At 63.8% G+C, this 16,262-nt stretch carries 16 protein-coding genes and 2 riboswitches; of the genes, 5 read left to right on the top strand and 11 right to left on the bottom strand.

The features are described 5' to 3' along the window. Positions 1 to 37: 37 nt before the first annotated feature. Complete coding sequence (locus tag AR689_RS07025) at positions 38 to 298, bottom strand: DUF4235 domain-containing protein (protein WP_024818347.1); 261 nt, start codon at positions 296 to 298, stop codon at positions 38 to 40. Positions 299 to 333: 35 nt separating this feature from the next. Then, positions 334 to 1,026 carry an NUDIX hydrolase gene (locus AR689_RS07020; protein ID WP_062068405.1) on the bottom strand — a complete coding sequence of 231 codons (693 nt, stop codon included), beginning with the start codon at positions 1,024 to 1,026 and terminating at the stop codon, positions 334 to 336. A 291-nt stretch (positions 1,027 to 1,317) separates the two neighbouring features. Beyond that, positions 1,318 to 1,454, top strand: a riboswitch (TPP riboswitch). A 75-nt stretch (positions 1,455 to 1,529) separates the two neighbouring features. Here AR689_RS07020 and AR689_RS07015 point away from each other — a divergent pair. Genes AR689_RS07015 through AR689_RS07005 form a run of 3 tightly spaced genes read left to right on the top strand, consistent with a single transcriptional unit; the run spans position 1,530 to position 4,530 of the window. Continuing rightward, positions 1,530 to 2,150, top strand: coding sequence for an ECF transporter S component (locus tag AR689_RS07015; protein WP_062068403.1), 621 nt, complete (start codon positions 1,530 to 1,532; stop codon positions 2,148 to 2,150). Next, positions 2,150 to 3,739 carry an ABC transporter ATP-binding protein gene (locus AR689_RS07010; protein WP_062068401.1) on the top strand — a complete coding sequence of 530 codons (1,590 nt, stop codon included), beginning with the start codon at positions 2,150 to 2,152 and terminating at the stop codon, positions 3,737 to 3,739. The genes AR689_RS07015 and AR689_RS07010 overlap by 1 nt, the downstream gene beginning before the upstream one ends. Then, on the top strand, positions 3,736 to 4,530 hold the full coding sequence (locus AR689_RS07005) for an energy-coupling factor transporter transmembrane component T family protein (protein WP_062068399.1): 795 nt from the start codon (positions 3,736 to 3,738) through the stop codon (positions 4,528 to 4,530). Before AR689_RS07010 ends, AR689_RS07005 begins: the two co-directional genes overlap by 4 nt. A gap of 82 nt (positions 4,531 to 4,612) precedes the next feature. Here AR689_RS07005 and AR689_RS07000 read toward each other — a convergent pair whose 3' ends face one another. Further along, the gene (locus AR689_RS07000) at positions 4,613 to 5,212 is read right to left on the bottom strand and encodes a GNAT family N-acetyltransferase (RefSeq protein WP_062068397.1); all 600 of its coding nucleotides are present in this window, start codon (positions 5,210 to 5,212) and stop codon (positions 4,613 to 4,615) included. A gap of 67 nt (positions 5,213 to 5,279) precedes the next feature. Beyond that, entirely contained in the window at positions 5,280 to 7,400 is a 2,121-nt protein-coding gene (locus AR689_RS06995; RefSeq protein WP_062068395.1) for a penicillin acylase family protein, read from the bottom strand. Positions 7,401 to 7,501: 101 nt separating this feature from the next. Between AR689_RS06995 and AR689_RS06990 the strand changes: the two genes are divergently transcribed. Then, complete coding sequence (locus tag AR689_RS06990) at positions 7,502 to 8,236, top strand: siderophore-interacting protein (protein ID WP_062068393.1); 735 nt, start codon at positions 7,502 to 7,504, stop codon at positions 8,234 to 8,236. 27 nt (positions 8,237 to 8,263) lie between these two features. On the opposite strand, the gene AR689_RS06985 is transcribed toward AR689_RS06990, so the two are convergent. Further along, positions 8,264 to 8,743, bottom strand: coding sequence for a hypothetical protein (locus AR689_RS06985; RefSeq protein WP_062068391.1), 480 nt, complete (start codon positions 8,741 to 8,743; stop codon positions 8,264 to 8,266). Beyond that, positions 8,740 to 9,738 (bottom strand): WXG100 family type VII secretion target, encoded by a 999-nt coding sequence (locus AR689_RS06980; protein WP_062068388.1) that lies wholly within the window; start codon positions 9,736 to 9,738, stop codon positions 8,740 to 8,742. Before AR689_RS06980 ends, AR689_RS06985 begins: the two co-directional genes overlap by 4 nt. A gap of 212 nt (positions 9,739 to 9,950) precedes the next feature. Between AR689_RS06980 and AR689_RS06975 the strand changes: the two genes are divergently transcribed. Further along, positions 9,951 to 11,474, top strand: coding sequence for a UDP-N-acetylglucosamine 1-carboxyvinyltransferase (locus tag AR689_RS06975; RefSeq protein ID WP_062068386.1), 1,524 nt, complete (start codon positions 9,951 to 9,953; stop codon positions 11,472 to 11,474). Positions 11,475 to 11,657: 183 nt separating this feature from the next. On the opposite strand, the gene AR689_RS06970 is transcribed toward AR689_RS06975, so the two are convergent. The 5 genes from AR689_RS06970 to AR689_RS06950 all read right to left on the bottom strand — a co-directional run bounded on the left by AR689_RS06970 (position 11,658) and on the right by AR689_RS06950 (position 16,138). Beyond that, complete coding sequence (locus tag AR689_RS06970; RefSeq protein ID WP_062068384.1) at positions 11,658 to 12,338, bottom strand: hypothetical protein; 681 nt, start codon at positions 12,336 to 12,338, stop codon at positions 11,658 to 11,660. Between the two features lie 10 nt (positions 12,339 to 12,348). Beyond that, positions 12,349 to 13,557 (bottom strand): O-succinylhomoserine sulfhydrylase, encoded by a 1,209-nt coding sequence (locus AR689_RS06965; RefSeq protein ID WP_062068382.1) that lies wholly within the window; start codon positions 13,555 to 13,557, stop codon positions 12,349 to 12,351. After that, positions 13,558 to 13,968, bottom strand: coding sequence for a rhodanese-like domain-containing protein (locus AR689_RS06960; RefSeq protein ID WP_062068380.1), 411 nt, complete (start codon positions 13,966 to 13,968; stop codon positions 13,558 to 13,560). It lies immediately after the preceding gene. Continuing rightward, positions 13,965 to 14,225: a DUF1737 domain-containing protein gene (locus tag AR689_RS06955; protein ID WP_062068378.1), complete on the bottom strand. Its 261-nt coding sequence runs from the start codon at positions 14,223 to 14,225 to the stop codon at positions 13,965 to 13,967. Before AR689_RS06955 ends, AR689_RS06960 begins: the two co-directional genes overlap by 4 nt. Positions 14,226 to 14,238: 13 nt before the next feature. After that, positions 14,239 to 14,350: riboswitch (SAM riboswitch) on the bottom strand. A gap of 87 nt (positions 14,351 to 14,437) precedes the next feature. Next, complete coding sequence (locus AR689_RS06950) at positions 14,438 to 16,138, bottom strand: SulP family inorganic anion transporter (protein WP_062068376.1); 1,701 nt, start codon at positions 16,136 to 16,138, stop codon at positions 14,438 to 14,440. Positions 16,139 to 16,262: the final 124 nt, after the last annotated feature.

Genomic DNA, 16,262 nt, shown 5'->3' with positions numbered 1-16,262 from the left:
GAGGTGGACCCGCGCTTGTTTGTTCTGCGGCTGATATCTAGACGATGTCCTGGGACTTGGCGAAGCGGGCGATGGCACGCTGCGTTCCGCGGTTGGCAAGGACCTGGATGAGGGTACTCACGAACGCTGAAATCAACGCAAAAGTCAGGGCCGAGCGCAGGCTCGTCTCCACGTCATCGTTGCCTGTGGGCGGCTTGTTGCCGGTGGCTTTTTCCCACCCTTTATTGACGAGTTTGGTTCCGACGAAGCCCGCTCCGAGGCTCACTCCGGTACCCAGTAGCTTGAGGAAGAGATTCATGTCCCCAGCCTAGCTGCAAGGCAGGGTGAACACCGTCAGCGGCGGTTTTCCCGTTCCTTCAGGAACGCGTCCATGGAGCCAACCGGCGCCAGCACCGGGACAACCTTGTGTTCGGCCGACCACACGTGGTCCACCGTCAGGAAGCGGGAAATTTCCTTGAGCAGGTAATACGTCGGTGGCATCAGCTTCAGGGTGCCCGCCGCCTCGGAGGCAAGAATTCCGTCTACCGGCATCCAGAGTGATTTCCAGGCCTCCGTGGTTTGGTGCTGGGGTTCAGCCCCCGGGGCAGGCTTGGCGACGTAGAAGTAGGTGTCGAAGCGCTTGGGCATGTCCGTCGGGGTAACCCAGTTGGCCCACGGACGGAGATCAGCGGCGTTGATGCTCAGTCCGGCTTCTTCACGGACTTCGCGGATTGCGGCCGTCAGTACTGTCCCGGCATTTCTTGCTGCTTCGCCCGGCTCCGCCCCGATGGAGCTCTGGTTCCAGTCCGCCGAGTGACGTTCGAGCAGTTCCGACGGGTAGTCCCACCCGGACCCGTCGGCAGAGTCAACGCGTCCTCCCGGGAAGACCACCATGCCAGCGGCGAAGTCCATGGTGTCCACCCTGTGCTGGACGAAGGCTTCGAGCCCGTCCGGGGCGTCGCGGAGCAGGATGACGCTTGCGGCGAGACGTGGTTGTGACACAGCGCTGTCAGTGCTGGGTAGGTCTTGCTTGGGAAGGTCAGTCATGAAATGTGCCCCTTTGCCGCGGTGACGTCTGCTGGTTCATTCTCTCAGGTCTGCTTGTGGGGCCTGGTGTGCGTGCCAAAACGAGTGGGTGGGGCGTAGAGCGGGCCTCGCAACGGACCCTGTGCTCGTTGGGGGGCCTGGTGTGCGTGCTAAAACGAGTGGGTGGGGCGTAGAGCGGGCCTCGCAACGCACCCCGCAGCCCCCACAAGGCGATTGTGACTGGATCCCGGCAACCAATCCGCACCGGCAACACCCGCAGGTGTAAACTGAACCAGCCCATCAGGGCAGATTTGATAACGACAGGGGAGCGCCGCCGTCGGACTCTGCAGAGATGCAGGAGACGCGAGGGCGCTGAGAGTGCGGACAGCCGCAGACCCTCGAACCTGATCCGGTTAGTACCGGCGCAAGGGAGTCGAGCTTCTCAGAGTGTCCGGATCCGGGCGGCGCAGGCCTACCGGGTTCCGGGGAGCACTTTCCCCTCCTGTAACCTCAGGAGGCAGAAAATGACCACGGTAAACGTGAAGAAGACCAGTTATAACTGGCGTGTTGTAGACATTGTTGTGGCGGCCTTGATCGCTATTGCCGGCGGCGTGATCTTCTGGGCATGGTCCCAGGGCGCGGCACTGGTCTCCATCCCCATGAACGCGACGTATCCGCCGCTCACCGGTCTGATCGCCGGTGGGTGGATGATCCCCGCTGTCCTGGGCATGCTCATTGTCCGCAAGCCGGGTGCAGCGCTGTTCTGCGAAGCTGTGGCCGCCACGGGCGAGCTCATCATGGGTTCGCAGTACGGCACCACGGTGCTCATCTCCGGCATTCTGCAGGGACTGGGCGCCGAGCTCATTTTCGCCGCGTTCCGGTACAAGAAGTTCAACCTGCCCACGGCCCTCCTCGCGGGCGCCGGCGCGGGTCTCTTCTGCGGTTTGAACGACTCCTTCCTGCCGTGGGGCTGGAACATCGCCTACGAAGCGGTGGACAAGCTGGCGTACATCACCTTCACCACCATTTCCGGGGCGATCATCGCGGGCGCACTCTCCTGGGTTGCGACGCGCGGCTTGGCGAAGACCGGCGTGCTGAGCTCCTTCGCCTCGCGCAAGGCCGCGTCGGAGCCAGTTTTCAACTGATGTCCGCCACGCAAAACGGCGCGGTGCGGCCTGCCGCCATCTCAGCCGAGGGCTGGGGGTGGCGGCATTCCGGCCGGGCCCAAGCCGCCATTCAGGGCCTCGACCTTCGGATTGAACCGGGGGAGCGCGTGCTGCTGCTGGGTCCTTCCGGCGCCGGCAAGTCCACCCTCTTGCATGCCTTGGCGGGCGTGCTGGGTGACGAGGAAGACGACTCGGATGAGACCGGCTCCCTGCTGATCGACGGCGTTGCTCCCCGTGAGCAGCGTGGCCGCGCCGGGCTGATGCAGCAGGACCCGGAAACACAGGTGGTCCTCTCCCGGGTGGGGGACGACGTCGCCTTCGGTGCGGAGAACCTGGCCGTCCCGCGGGAGGAGATCTGGGCGCGCGTCCATGAAGCGCTCGACGACGTCGGCTTGCGTACCGCGGCAGGCGGCGGTTTGGCGTTGGATCACCCGACGGCGGCACTCTCCGGAGGCCAGAAGCAACGCCTTGCGCTGGCCGGCATTTTGGCGATGCGACCCGGCCTGATTCTGTTGGACGAACCAACGGCCAACCTGGATCCGGCAGGCGTTCTGGAGGTCCGTGATGCGGTGGGGCGGTGCCTGGACAAGACCGGCGCCACCCTTGTTGTGGTGGAACACCGCGTGTCCGTGTGGAAGGACCTGGTGGACAGGATTGTGGTCCTGCAGCCGGGGTCAACCGCGGTTCACGGCTCCGCTGGCGGAACCAGTGCCACAGGGGGAGTCCTCCTGGACGGGCCACCGGACCAGGTCCTTTCAGAAGCCCGGACCATGCTGATGTCGGCCGGCGTCTGGGTGCCGGGATACGTCCCGGCAACCCGGGAACGGCGCAACGAGACCCACGCCGCCCCACTCCTCCTCGCCGCCCAGGACCTCGCTGTTTCCCGGGAAAAGCCACGACGCAAGAGGTTCAAGACCATCCCGCCCGTGCCGGTGCAGACGGGCATCAGTGCACAGGTCAGGGCCGGCCAGGCGTTGACCATCACGGGTCCGAACGGTGCCGGAAAGTCCACTTTTGCGCTCACGTTGGCCGGTCTTCTGGCGCCGGTGGACGGCAAGGTCAGTGCCGCCGTCGACCTTTCCCAGGGCGCCGGTATTGACCCGTACAGGTGGAAAGCCGAGCAGTTGATTTCCCGCATCGGGACGGTTTTCCAGGAACCTGAGCATCAGTTCGTCACAGGCAACGTCCTGGATGAGCTCATGTTTGGTCCGAAGCATCTTGGCCACGGCGAAGAACGTGTGGATGAACTGCTGGAGCGGTTGCGGTTGACGCACCTGGTGGATGCGAACCCGTACACATTGTCCGGCGGGGAGAAGCGGCGGCTTTCGGTGGCCACGGTGCTCGCGGCCCATCCGAAAGTGCTTGTCCTGGACGAGCCCACGTTCGGTCAGGACGCCAACACCTGGGCAGAGCTGGCGTCGTTCCTTTCCGAGCTGCTGGATGCCGGAACCGCGGTGGTCTCCGTGACCCACGACCAAGAATTCAGTACGGTGCTCGGCGGAACGGAATTGCGGCTCGGCCCGGTCCACCAGGGTGAAGCCACGCGTCAGGCAGCGGGTGCAGCATGAGGGACGCCCTGAACCTGCGCGGGAACCACGCCCTCCTGACCAAAGCCAACCCTTTGGCCAAGTTCGCGTCCGTTTTCCTGATTTCCCTGGTGCTGGCCCTGTCCATCGACTGGGTCTCCGCCTCCACGGCACTCCTTGCGGAACTGGCGCTCTTCCCGCTGGCCGGACTCACCCTCAGGCTTCTGTGGCAGCGGGCCTGGCCCCTGATCATCGCGGCAGCGATTGGCGGCTGGAGTACCGCGATTGTGGCGGCGGACAGCGGCGCTGTACTGCTCGACGTCGGACTCTGGTCCATCAGTGAAGGTTCCTTGGAGCTGGGGCTGGGTTTCATGCTGCGCGGCTTGGCGATTGCGTTGCCGGCCATCCTCCTGATGACCTGCACCGATCCCACGGACCTGGCTGATGCCTTGGCGCAGAAGGCAAAGCTGCCGCACCGGTTCGTCCTGGGCTCGCTCGCGGCGATGCGGCTGGTGGGGTTGATGGCTGAGGAATGGCAGACCATCGGAATGGCCCGCCGGGCCCGTGGTGTGGGTTCCCAAGGCAGCCCGTTCCAACGGCTCAAAGCAACCCTCGGGCAGAGCTTTGGCCTGTTGGTCCAAGCCGTCCGCAGGGCTTCCCGGCTGGCAGTGACCATGGAAGCGCGCGGTTTCGGCGGCGGGCAGCGGACGTGGGCGCGTGAATCCACGTACTCGATGCTGGATGCGTGGGTGGTCCTCGGCGGACTGGTCATCGCAGCCGGTGCGGTGCTGACGGCCGTAGGGGCCGGAACCTGGAGTTTCGTCTGGCGCTAGCGCTGGAGGCGTTGGTGAGCTGGCACCAAGCGTGCCGCCGGCCTGTTGGGGGCGCCGGCGGCACTTCGCTGTTCAGAGGAGGCTACGGTGCCTGCTGCTCCTGGATTTCGTCGAACCCCGCGCGGGTCAAGAACCCCAACTGGGCTTCCTTCTCCGCGAGCTGAATGATGGGGCCCAGCTCGAAACACGTCGCTTCCAGGCGCCGGAGGGCCTTGGCGTTGCGGGAGTCCGGCTCCACCACAATCCGGTCCTTGCCCGGCAGGGAGAACATGTACTTGATCAGGGACGTGCCAAGCTTCGGCGTGAAGTGCGGGATGGGCCGGGTGGCGGGGGCCAGGAGCAGGTGCATGCCGATGTCTGCCTCGCGGGCCGGGTAGGCCTCGCCCACGGGATCGTGCAGCGGCTCGTACGTCTGGAAGAGGGCCAGTGGCTCGCCATCAAGGATGGCCAGGAAGGTGTGGTGGGTTTCCAGGGAGTCAAGGAACTCGTAAATCTCCAAGACTTCTTCCCGGGAGTTCTCCGTCATGCCCCAGAACTTGGCGCGGGGCTGGGTGACCCATTCGTAGATGAGGTCAATGTCCTCGGCAGGAACCAGCGGGACAAGCCGCAGTGCGCCCCATCCTTCGAGGTCTTCGGAGTAGACGGTGGAGCGGACGGAGAAGTCCTGGGTGGTGGTGGTCATGGCTTCCTTCGGGGCTGATGCGGGCTGATGCGGAGTTGATGCGAGCTTGCTGGGGGAAACGGGTGGGTCAGTGGTGATCTCTGGTCAGTTCAGGCCAGTCTGTGACCACGTGGGCGAGTTGCCCCGCGGTCCAGAGCGGGAGCTGATCGGCGAAGTGCTGGTGGCCCGGTGTGCCGGAAGAACCGAATGGCACTATCCAACGGCTGTTGCGCCGGTCGGCCAGGTCCCAGACGTAACGGGCTACGGGTCCACGGAAGCTTCGGTCATCCATGCCGGGCAGGCTCTCGGTGCACAGGACGCACCCGGTGTCTCCGCTGAGATCAGCAGTGGGCGCGGAGGAGGCGAGCGGTCCGGGGAGGACATGAACGGCCAGAAGCTTGTGCCGGTCACCCCAGGCAGCGCCGTTGAGCATGGCCTCCTCCAACGCCACGTCTTCAAGCGCTGCGCCGGCTTCCACTCCAACGCTGATGCCACGTTCGTTGCCTCGAACCAGCAGGGTCTCCACGGCGAAACCAATGCGGGAGGCCACGGACAACCACGGTCCGAAGAGTGGGGAATAGCCGGTGGGCTCATTCAGGGGAGCCAGTGCAGGGTGCCGGGCCAAGCGCTGGACCATGGCGCCGCGCCATGCTGCGAAGACGGCGGCTTCATGGCTGCCGGCATCCATCAGGCCATCCCACGTCAACAACAGCGAACGCAGTTCCTTGGCCTCCGCGGACAGGTCCTCGGCGGCCAGTCCGGAGAGCAATGACCGGAACAGTGGCCACGGACCCAGCAAGGCGTCCATGTGGATGGCTTGCAGGTCATCCGCGGACAACGGCGCCGGAGCCGATTCCAGGAGCTCCCTTATACGCAGGGCACGGTGCGCGGGCGCGAACTCCATGGCCACGGCATCACCTCCGCCGGCATCGCGGTCGTTCGCGCTCACGGCAAAACGCTGAACCTCGGTGCGGGGCAGGATCACGTACTGTCCTTCCCACTCATGGCGGGCCGAGAAGGCCGGGGCGGGCAAGCGGCGGTTGGCCGGATTCCGTTGCGGAACCAGTCCGGCAACAAAATGCCGAACAGACCCGGAAACGTCCGCGGCCACCACGCTGTTGACGGGCTCCACCCAAGCATCGAACGCGGCTTCCACCTCGGAGGCACTCCGGCTCCGCAGCAGCGGCAGGAGGGCCTCGAAACCCAGCCGCCCCTCAACCCTGGCCGGGAAGCGCAAGCTGAGTGCTCCGCCGTCGGGCGTTTCGGAGATCACCGGACCGCGCGCGGTTTCAATAATCTCAACGGTCACTGGCTCACCGCCGCGGACGGTGATGGTTTCGGAACTCACGACGACGGGTTCCCAGGATTCCGCTCCCCGCGCCTCGACGCGCTCTCCGAAGGTGTCGCTGATCCGTCGCAGCTCCTCCACGAAGAGGTCCTGGTAATCGGCCATGGCGTTGGTGATGGCCCAGGCGGTGGTGCCGGTGTGGGCAAAATGGGGGAGGCCGGGGACTCCGGGGAACGCGAATCCGATCGCGTCGAACTCTGGGCAGGCCAGCCGTATTTGTTGGTAGACGCCGGGGAGTTCCATGAGCCGGTGGGGGTCGCCGGCTATCAGCGGCAGGCCGGTGGCCGTCGTCGAGCCGTGGGCGGCCCAGGCGTTACTGCCTGACCAAACGGGCGCTTCGATGCTGAACAGGCTGACGGCATCCTCGCCGAGCGTTCGCGCGACGTGTGCCCGGAACAGTTTGTTGGGGAAGGTGGAGAAGAGGATGTGGTGCACCAGGAAGACGCCGAGCGGGGTCCATGGATTCCACGGCTCGGGTTCGCACCCGGACTCTTGGAACTCGGCTCCGCCCCGATGGCCTTCCGCGAGTGCTTGATTGACGCCGGCCACGTACTGCCCGCACCAGCGTTGAGTGACGGCGTCGAGGTTTTCGAAGCAGCGGCGCGCGGTGTCATCCAGCCGCGCTTGCCGGGCAAAACGGTCCCAGAGCACCGCGTCTGCGCCCAGTACTTCGGCTGTGCGGCCTTCCGAACGCCACCGTTCCAGCTCGATCTGCCAGGAGCGGTCCGTGGCCGCATTCATACCTTGCAGAAAGGCGAGTTCATCGGCTGAGTCAGCCCACAAATGCGGGATTCCCCACTGATCCCGGTACGTTCCGGGGCCGCCTGCCGGGGCGGGTTGCTGCGTTGGGGCAGGCGTCATAATCTCAGGCCGCTTTCGAGCTTAGGTTAGGCTTACTTAAGCTCAAGATAAATGGCTTTGGCCCCGTTCACAAATCGTGGACCTTCGTGAAGGAGTGTTGCTTGAAGCGCAATTGGGAAGGCGTCGTCCTCAAAGTCATGGGCGCCAAGGACTTCACGCTGGAAGTCACGGGGAGTGAAGAAATTACCCCTGACTTCCTCCGCGTGCACGTGCGGGACGGCGGACTACTGGAGCGCAGCGGCCTGCATCCCACCCTGTGGATCCGGCTCTGGTTCAACGATTCCGGTAAGGCCCACCAGCGCGCCTACACCGTGGTCAACGCCTCCCCTGCAGACGGTACGTTCAGCATGGACTTCGCGATGCATCACGGCGTTGCTGCGGATTGGGCGCGCTCAGTGCAGCCAGGCGACACCATTGATGCCACCGTCCAAGGCAGCTCCTTCACTTTCCCGCAGCCAGCCCCGCGGCGGATCTGGGTGGTAGGCGATCCCGCTTCCATCCCGGCCATCAATTCACTGCTGGATGAGCGGCAGCGTGTTGCTGCAGGCGCAGCTCCCGTGACGGCGTGGCTTGAATACCAGCACGACGCCGACCCCTCACTTGAGGTGCGTACCTCCGATTCCGACGTCGTCACCTGGGTTCCGCGCAAACGTGACGGTGCCGCCCTGGTGGAGGAAGTCTGCGCTGCGCTCACGGCAGACGCTGTTTCCGTGGCGGACGACTTCTTCTGGATCGCTTGCGAAGCATCAAGTACGCGGGCAATCGTCAAGCACCTGAGAAAAGGACTCGGCGTGGATAAGCACCGGATTGATGCTCTGGGGTACTGGCGGGTCTAGCGAGTGGCGGTTTACTCGCGGTGGGCGTTACTCGCGCCAGTTGAGATAGCCCTTCTGCCCCTCCCGCGGAGTGAGCACCACGTCGCGGCCATACTTCTTCCTGGCGTCGGCCCCGGAGAAGGCGTCCGGGACGATGCGGACCGCTTTGGTGACTTTGCCGTCCTTCAAGAAAACGAAGAGTGCCGGTGACGCGGTGTAGCGGCTCTCCTTGGTGAGCGGTTCCCCAAAGGTTTCCTCAATGTCCTTGGCCGGGGTTCCAGACGTGACAAAACCTGCTTGGTCCCAGTCGAAATCCGTGGCATCGGACAGCTTGAGTGCCGTGCCGTTCGTGGCGGACTCCAGGACCTGATTGTTGAGGTGGTCGTTCGTTTCGGGCATGACGGATCCTCCGAGGGAACAGGCGGCCAAGGCGCAGGCCAGAACTAAGGTGAGCAGGCTGGTCATGGTGACGCGGGGCACCGCAGTCTTGGTGCGGCGTCGTACGTTTGGGTTGGCAGGACGGCTCACGAAGTAGTCCTGGACTCGTCGTTGAACTCAGGATCTTCACCAGGGGCGGGCTCGGCATTGCCGGCGTCGCCCGTCTGGTCGGCGGGGATCTGGTTGGACGGGTGCGGCAACAGGTCAGGTCCCACCACCACAGTGTCTCCGTTGTTGACGGCTTCCTCGATCAAGTCTGCAAGCTCCTCAGCACTGGCATCCGGATTGGCTATGGCTACATTGCGGCCAACCTCATTGTTGTACAGATCCATTGCTTCGCGTGGAGCCGGGTTTCCGGGAAGTTGCTCGTGGGCGGTGGCGTAGTCCTCAGCCCAGTCAGCGCCGAACTCCTTGACCATGAGGGCGTTCCAATAGGCGTGGCGGAAAGCGTCATTCTGGTCATCGTTGCGGTCTTCGCTGGGGAATCGCTCATCGGCAACACTGAAGGCGTCGTCGTGAATGCCCTTGAAAGCGTTCAGCTCAAAAGGTCCAAGGCCGTTCAGCAGTTCCGCTTCCTTCTCGGTAACCACTCTCTGATCCGTCACGAATCGCAGCGGATCCCAGTCGCCGGGCCAGTTGGTGGTCTCGGCGTCGCTGACTTGGTACTGCTCCAGGATTTCCTGGGGTGTGGGCTGGGTGGGGTCCGTGGCCTTTGTTGTGGGATCGTTCGCCGGCTTGGCTGAATCGCCGGAATTTCCTGAACCGCTGCTCCCTGAGCCGCCGCTGCCTGAACCGCTGCCACCGCTACCGCTGCCGCCCTTAGTGGACGCGCTCGACTGCTCGTCCGCATTGGTGAGCACAGCCTTGGACGCTTCTTCTATTCCCCGGGAGGTCCTTTCGAGCAGCGGCCGCAAGTGGCCCTGCCACTCGGAGGAGAAGCGTTTGGCGTCCTGTCCCTGCCAGTAGCCGCCCTGCGCGATCAAGGAGTCGAGTTCCCGGGCGCGGGTGGTCAGCAGCGAGGCCCCGCTGGCAAGGGTTTTCGATAGTGCTTTGAGCTGATCGACGTCGGCGCCGTAGAAAGGCATATTTCCCCCTGAGCTTTCCTGTACATCCTTCGCCAACTCCCGTTGGGGCACAATGGGGAGCTCTACCCTTGAAGAAATTGAGGGAAAGCGTTCGCCCACGGCGAGTCGCCGACGTCGAGCCCTATATCGCACAGGGCGGGTACGGTGTGATGTTTACCGCTGAATTGGCATGTTGCACTCAACTTCTAGATCACTTGTGATATTTATTGGTTATGACGCAACCTACCGCCGAACATGTAGGCCTCCTGCTCCGCGACGCCCGTGGCGAAAAAGGCTGGACGCAGGGGCAGCTGGCTACTGAGCTGGGAACCAGCCAGAGCGCAATCGCCCGGATGGAACAGGGCAAACAGAATCTCAGCCTCAGAATGATCGAACGCCTCGAAGCCATTTTTGGGCGGTCCATCGTCAAAGTGGCCAAGCCTCAGATGACCCACCTCCGCGTGGAGGGCGGCCGGACCCTCTCCGGTGAAGTGGACGTCAACAGCAGCAAGAACGCCGGCGTGGCACTTTTGTGCGCGAGCCTCATCAACCGCGGCACCACCACGCTGCGGCGGCTCGCCCGGATTGAGGAAGTCAACAGGATCGTTGAGGTGCTGACCTCCATCGGCATGGAATGTACATGGCTCAACGGCAGCGATCTCCGCATCCGGCGCCCCGAGGTGCTGGATCTTGAGTCCATGGATGTTGACGCCGCCCGGCGTACCCGCAGCGTCATCATGCTGCTGGGTCCCCTCCTGGACGAAACCAGCGAATACCTTCTTCCCTACGCCGGTGGCTGTGACCTCGGAACGCGCACGGTGGAACCACATATGCAGGCGCTTCGCCAGTTCGGCCTCGAGGTAGAGGCGAAGTCCGGTTTCTACTCCGTGACTGCACCTCCCGCCGACGATCTCGATCGCTCCTTCGTCCTGACCGAACGCGGCGATACCGTAACGGAGAACGCCATCATGGCGGCGGCCCACCGCGAAGGCACCACCATCATTCGGAACGCCAGCCCCAACTACATGGTGCAGGACCTCTGCTTCTACCTGCAGGGCCTCGGTGTGGACATTGACGGCGTGGGAACCACCACGCTGAAGATCACCGGACGCTCGGCCATTGACGTGGATATCGAGTACTTCCCGTCGGAGGACCCGATTGAGGCCATGAGCCTGATCACCGCCGGCATCGTGACCAACTCCGAGGTCACCATCCGCAGGGTTCCCATCGAGTTCATGGAAATTGAACTCGCCACCCTGGAGCAGATGGGCCAGAACCTCGAGGTTTCCGGCGAGTACATGGCACGCAACGGACGCACCCGCCTGGTGGACGTCACCACCAAGCCATCGGAGCTCCGCGCCCCGCAGGACAAGATCCACCCCATGCCGTTCCCGGGCCTGAACATCGACAACCTGCCGTTCTTCGCAGTGATCGCGGGCAATGCCGAGGGCCAGACCATGATTCACGACTGGGTCTACGAGAATCGTGCCATTTACCTGACCGAACTCAACAAGCTGGGCGCTCAGGTACAGCTCCTGGACCCGCACCGGATCTACGTCAACGGCCCCACCAAGTGGCGTGCCGCGGAAATCGGCTGCCCGCCAGCCCTGCGCCCGGCCGCTTGCCTGCTCTTGGCCATGTTGGCTGCCAGGGGAACCTCGGAGCTTCGCAACATCTACGTGATCGAGCGCGGCTACGAGGACCTGGCAGAGCGCCTGAACACCATTGGCGCGAAGATCGAGTACTTCCAGGACTAGGGTCGGGGCTGCCGCACGCGCCCGTTCCCGCTGGACGCGCCCGTTCCCGCTGGACGCGCCCGTTCCCGCCTCTTGCGCTTCCGTTTCCGCCATCTGCGCCAGTTACCTCTGGTGCGGATGGCGGAAACGGGTGCGCAACGGTTGAGGGGCTGGCCAAGGCGAGCTGGAGCTGCTCAAAGTCGGTCAGGCGGCCTTGGAGTCCGGCTCTTTCCATGCCATCAGGTATGCGCCGATGGTCCCTTCCACTAAGTAGAAAAAGAGCGGCGGAATGTCCTTCTTCGCCACAAGGATGGCGCCGTAGACGGGTGCGCTGGCCGCAGCCGTGACAGCGATCCACCGTTTAGTCGGCAAGGAAAGAAGACTCCCACCAAGCGCAGCCAACGCCACGACATGCAGCCCGGAATATGCCAGGAACGGCGCGCTGGACCCCCTGCGATAGGCGAACCCTTCGATGTCAGAAGCCCGCCGGGCGAGGCTTGAGACGAAGAACGGGGCGCCGGCGAGCAAGGCGGCGGATGCAGCGAAAGCCCACTTCTTCGCCCTCCCGCGCGATGCACTGCCCGAGGATGTGCTTCGCCCAGGGACGGTGCTCTTGTCCGGGGCAGGGCCCTGCTTCGGGACAGCGCTCTTGTCCTGAACAGCTTGGGCGAACGCGGCGAATCCCACCGGCACGGCGACAGTTCCCACGGCCGTAAGGTGCTGGCCGACGATCCATCCGCGTTGGCCTGCTGTCAGCATGCGCAGCCGCTCGGCGTCGTCGGGTGTGATGTAAACGCGTGAGACCGGAGAGATTCCAACGAACCACACCACCGTGCCGGCAACGATCACAGCTCCGGCACGGCGATAGGGATGGTTCCCGCTCATGGCAGCAAGGTTAGACCTGTTTGAAGGCCTTCTCCAGATCCAAGATGAGGTCGTCCACGTCTTCGAGCCCTACGGACAGGCGGACAACGCCGTCGGAAAGCCCGATTGCTGCCCGACCCTCCGGTCCCATGGCCCGGTGGGTGGTGGTGGCAGGGTGGGTGATGAGGGACTTGGAGTCGCCCAGGTTGTTGGAGATGTCAATGACGCGGAGGCCGTCGAGCAGGGCGAACGCAGCCTCTTTGGCTGAACGTCCGGCCGAAGGGGACAGCTCAAACGTCAGGACGGTGCCGCCCGCCTTCATCTGCTTCGCTGCAAGCTCGTACTGTGGGTGAGACTTCAACAAGGGGTACTTGACCCAGCTAATAGCAGGCTGCTGCTCGAGCCACTCGGCGATCTTCAACGCCGATGCCGAGCTGTGGTTTACCCGCAGTCCGATGGTCTCCAAACCCTTGGTCAGCACCCAGGCATTGAACGCGGACAATGCAGGACCAGTGTGCCGCATGAGCTGCTTCACCGGGCCATCGATGAATTCCTTCGTGCCAAGGATCGCACCGCCAAGAACACGTCCTTGGCCGTCGATGTGCTTGGTGCCGGAGTACACGATCACGTCGGCGCCCAGTTCTCCACAGCGTTGCAGCAGGGGAGTGGCAAAGACGTTGTCCACCACTACGGTGGCCCCGGCAGCGTGAGCCAGCTCGCTGACCGCAGCGATGTCCACGATCTCCTGCATGGGGTTGGACGGAGATTCAAAAAAGACGGCGGTGGTGGGCTCGGAGAGGGCTTCACGCCACTGCTCCAAATCCGGGCCGTCCACGAAGACCGTGTGAACGCCCCAGCGCGGCAGGATCTCATTGAGGATCACGAAGCAGGAGCCGAACAGGGAGCGGGCGGCAACCACGCGGTCGCCGGCAGCCAGCAGGGCACCCAAAGCAGTGAAGACCGCGGACATACCCGACGCCGTCGCAAAGCAGGCTTCGGTTCCTTCGAGCAGCCGCAGCCGCTCCTGGAAGGTTGCGACGGACGGGTTGCCGTAGCGGGAGTAAACGAAACGTTCGTCCTCACCGGTGAAGGCGCGCTCGGCGGCAGCGGCGGATTCGTACACGAACCCGGAGTTCAGGAAAACGGCCTCGGACGTTTCTTGGAAATTTGTACGGTCAAGGCCACCGCGGACGGCCTGGGTGTCGGGGCTCCAACCGGCGGCGTCGGGATTGAAAGTCACTTACTCGGTCCCCAAATTCGTCGGCAGGCCACGGTTCTTCCAACCGTTCACTGTGCGCTCACCGTAGCGGTCCGGTTCACCTTCAAAGCCCTCCAGGACGTTGTAGGCAGTGAAGCCGGCCTGCGTTGCGGCAATGGCGGCGGAGATGGAGCGCTGGCCGGAGCGGCACAGGAACACCAGCTCAACGCCGTCATCCTCGGGGGCCTGCTGACGCAAATCCTCGATGAAGCGGGAGTTGGGGATACCGCCGGCAAGGTTCCACTGAATGAACAGGGGATCGTTCTCGGTGGCTTTGGTGTCCGGGATGCCGATGTGGGCCCACTCGCCCTCGGTGCGGACGTCCACCAGGATGGCGCCTTCTTCCAACTTGGCCCACGCATCGTGCGGGGTCAGGTCACCTGCGTAGCTCATGCGTGGCCCTCGAACGCTTCGTCGTCGTTCTCCAGTTGGTCCACTGCGGTGGCAACGGCGGCATCGGCATTGGCGATGGCGGCGGGGAGCACAATTGCTTGGGCCACAATAACGTCCGTGCCGTTGAATGTGGCTGCCGGGCTGCCATGGAGCACATAGCCCTCGGCGAGGGCATTGTGGATCCGCTCGCAGAAATCACGGGTATCCGGGCCTGTAATCAGGCGATAGGAAAGTTTTTCTTCAGTGGGTTCAGGCATAGCTGGTGCTCCTCAGTCACGCTTGCAGTTCGAGTTGTCGATACGCCGAGTAGTCACCTGAGGCACCCCGCCGGAGAGAGGGTTGCCGACCAGCAAGTCAGGGCTTTGCGCTGGTACTCATTACTCAAGAAAAACGTAACATCCACGGGCCCCGGGCTGCACTTGCGGGCTGTTGTCCGGCCGTCATGTTGCGTAATCGGAGGCCGCTTCCCTTATACGTGCTTCAGTGCACGCACTGCGGCGCCCACTGTGGGGAAGAAATGGTCGGGCGTGAACCGGGCTGCCGTGCCCAGCCGGACCAATTTGTCCTTGACAGGTCCCTTCAGTTCGGCGAACACAAGGTCCACACCTTTGCTGGCCAGCCATTCGTCCAGCGTGACAAGGTCATCCAGTGCGGTGGTGTCGATCCCCGTGATGGGCTCTGCGGCGAGGATGACGTGGGTCACCCGGTCCGCAGTCTCCTCAGGGGCTTCGTCCAACTGTTCCCGGACAAAGGCCGCCAGAACCTGCCCGTTGCCGAAGAAGAGAGGTGCATCGAACCGGAGGATCAGAAGCCCGGGGATGCGCGCGGCGTCGGGGTGCCGCTCGAGGTCGTGGTATCCGGGGAGCCCGGATTCGGCGCCAAGTTCTGTCCGGTAGGGGTCCCAAGCCCGCCGAACAAAGTCCAGGAGTGCCAAGGCTATGGCTACGACGATTCCCTGCAGCACACCTACGGTCAGGACTCCCAGGAACGCTGCCAGCATCACCACGGATTCGCTCCGGCTCAGGCTGAGGAGCCGCTTAACGCCTGCCGGATCTGCCAAGGCAATCGCCGCCGCGATGACGACGGCGGCCAGGGTTGCCGAAGGAAGGTATCCGGTAACTCCGGGAGCCAGCAGCATGAAAGCCACAACCAGCACCGCGCCCACCACCCCGGTCATCTGGGACTTGGCGCCGGCGTCCACAGCTACAGGGGTGCGCGAGGTACTCCCGGAGATAGGGAATCCGCCCAGCAAGCCGGTGGCTGCGTTGGCTGCCCCAAGGGCTGCCATCTCCCTGTTGCCAGAGACTTTCTTCCCTTCCTTGGCTGCCAGGGTTTGGGACAGGACACCGGTGTCCGCGAAGGCCATGAGGGCAATACCGGCCGCAGCGGGAAGCAGCATCAGAGCGTCAGCCCAGCCAATGCCGCCGAGCGCAGGCATCGGCAGCCCTTGCGGCAGAACCCCGGTGACCTTGACGTCGTCGTTCAGGCCCCAAAGGGCTGTTGCAACGCATGAGCCCACCACCGCCAGCAGGACGCCGGGTACCTTCCACTTCAGAAGTTTGGGGATCCAGATGAGCGCGAGTGAACCTATTCCCAGCAGCAGCGCGGTGATGTTGACTCCGCCGCCCAGCAACCCGGTGGTGACCTTCGCGAGCTTTTGCCAGATGTCGCCGTCGGCCTCTATCCCCAGGAATGCCGGGAGCTGGGACAACGCCACCAGCAAGGCGATTCCGTTCAGGTATCCGAGCCGGATGGGTTTGGACAGCAAACCGGTGATGGCACCGAGTTTCAGTGCGGAGCCCGCGAGCATGATCGCCCCGATCAACACAGCCAACAGCCCGGCGAGTGCCACCGACCTTTCACTGCTGCCGGCCGCGAGCGGAACAATCGCTGCGGCGATCATCGGGGCAAGGGAGGAATCGGGTCCCAACACCAGAATGCGGGATGGCCCCACCACGGCGTACACCAGCAACGGGATCACCGTGGCGTAGAGCCCGGTGACAGGCGGCAAACCAGCCGCTTGCGCGTAGGCCATGCCCGCGGGCACCAGCAGGGCAAACAGTGCAGCACCCGCCACGGCGTCGTGCCGCAGCCATTCACGTTTGTACCCCTTGAGTGCCCAGACGCCTGAAAGGCGATCCTTGGCGGAAGTGCGGGTGGCTGAACTCATACAGCGATCATTCCGGACACATGGTGTTTGTGGAACAACGTGAACGCCGTATGTGGAAAATGCAACCATCATGAGTCCGGCCCAAATGTGACGTCCCGGGAGCATAATTGACCCAGTACGACCC

It is taken from the genome of Arthrobacter sp. EpRS71 (assembly GCF_001512285.1).
GTDB lineage: Bacteria > Actinomycetota > Actinomycetes > Actinomycetales > Micrococcaceae > Arthrobacter.
The sequence above is the reverse complement of the archived record's forward strand: the minus strand, read 5'-3'. Positions and strand labels throughout refer to the sequence as shown.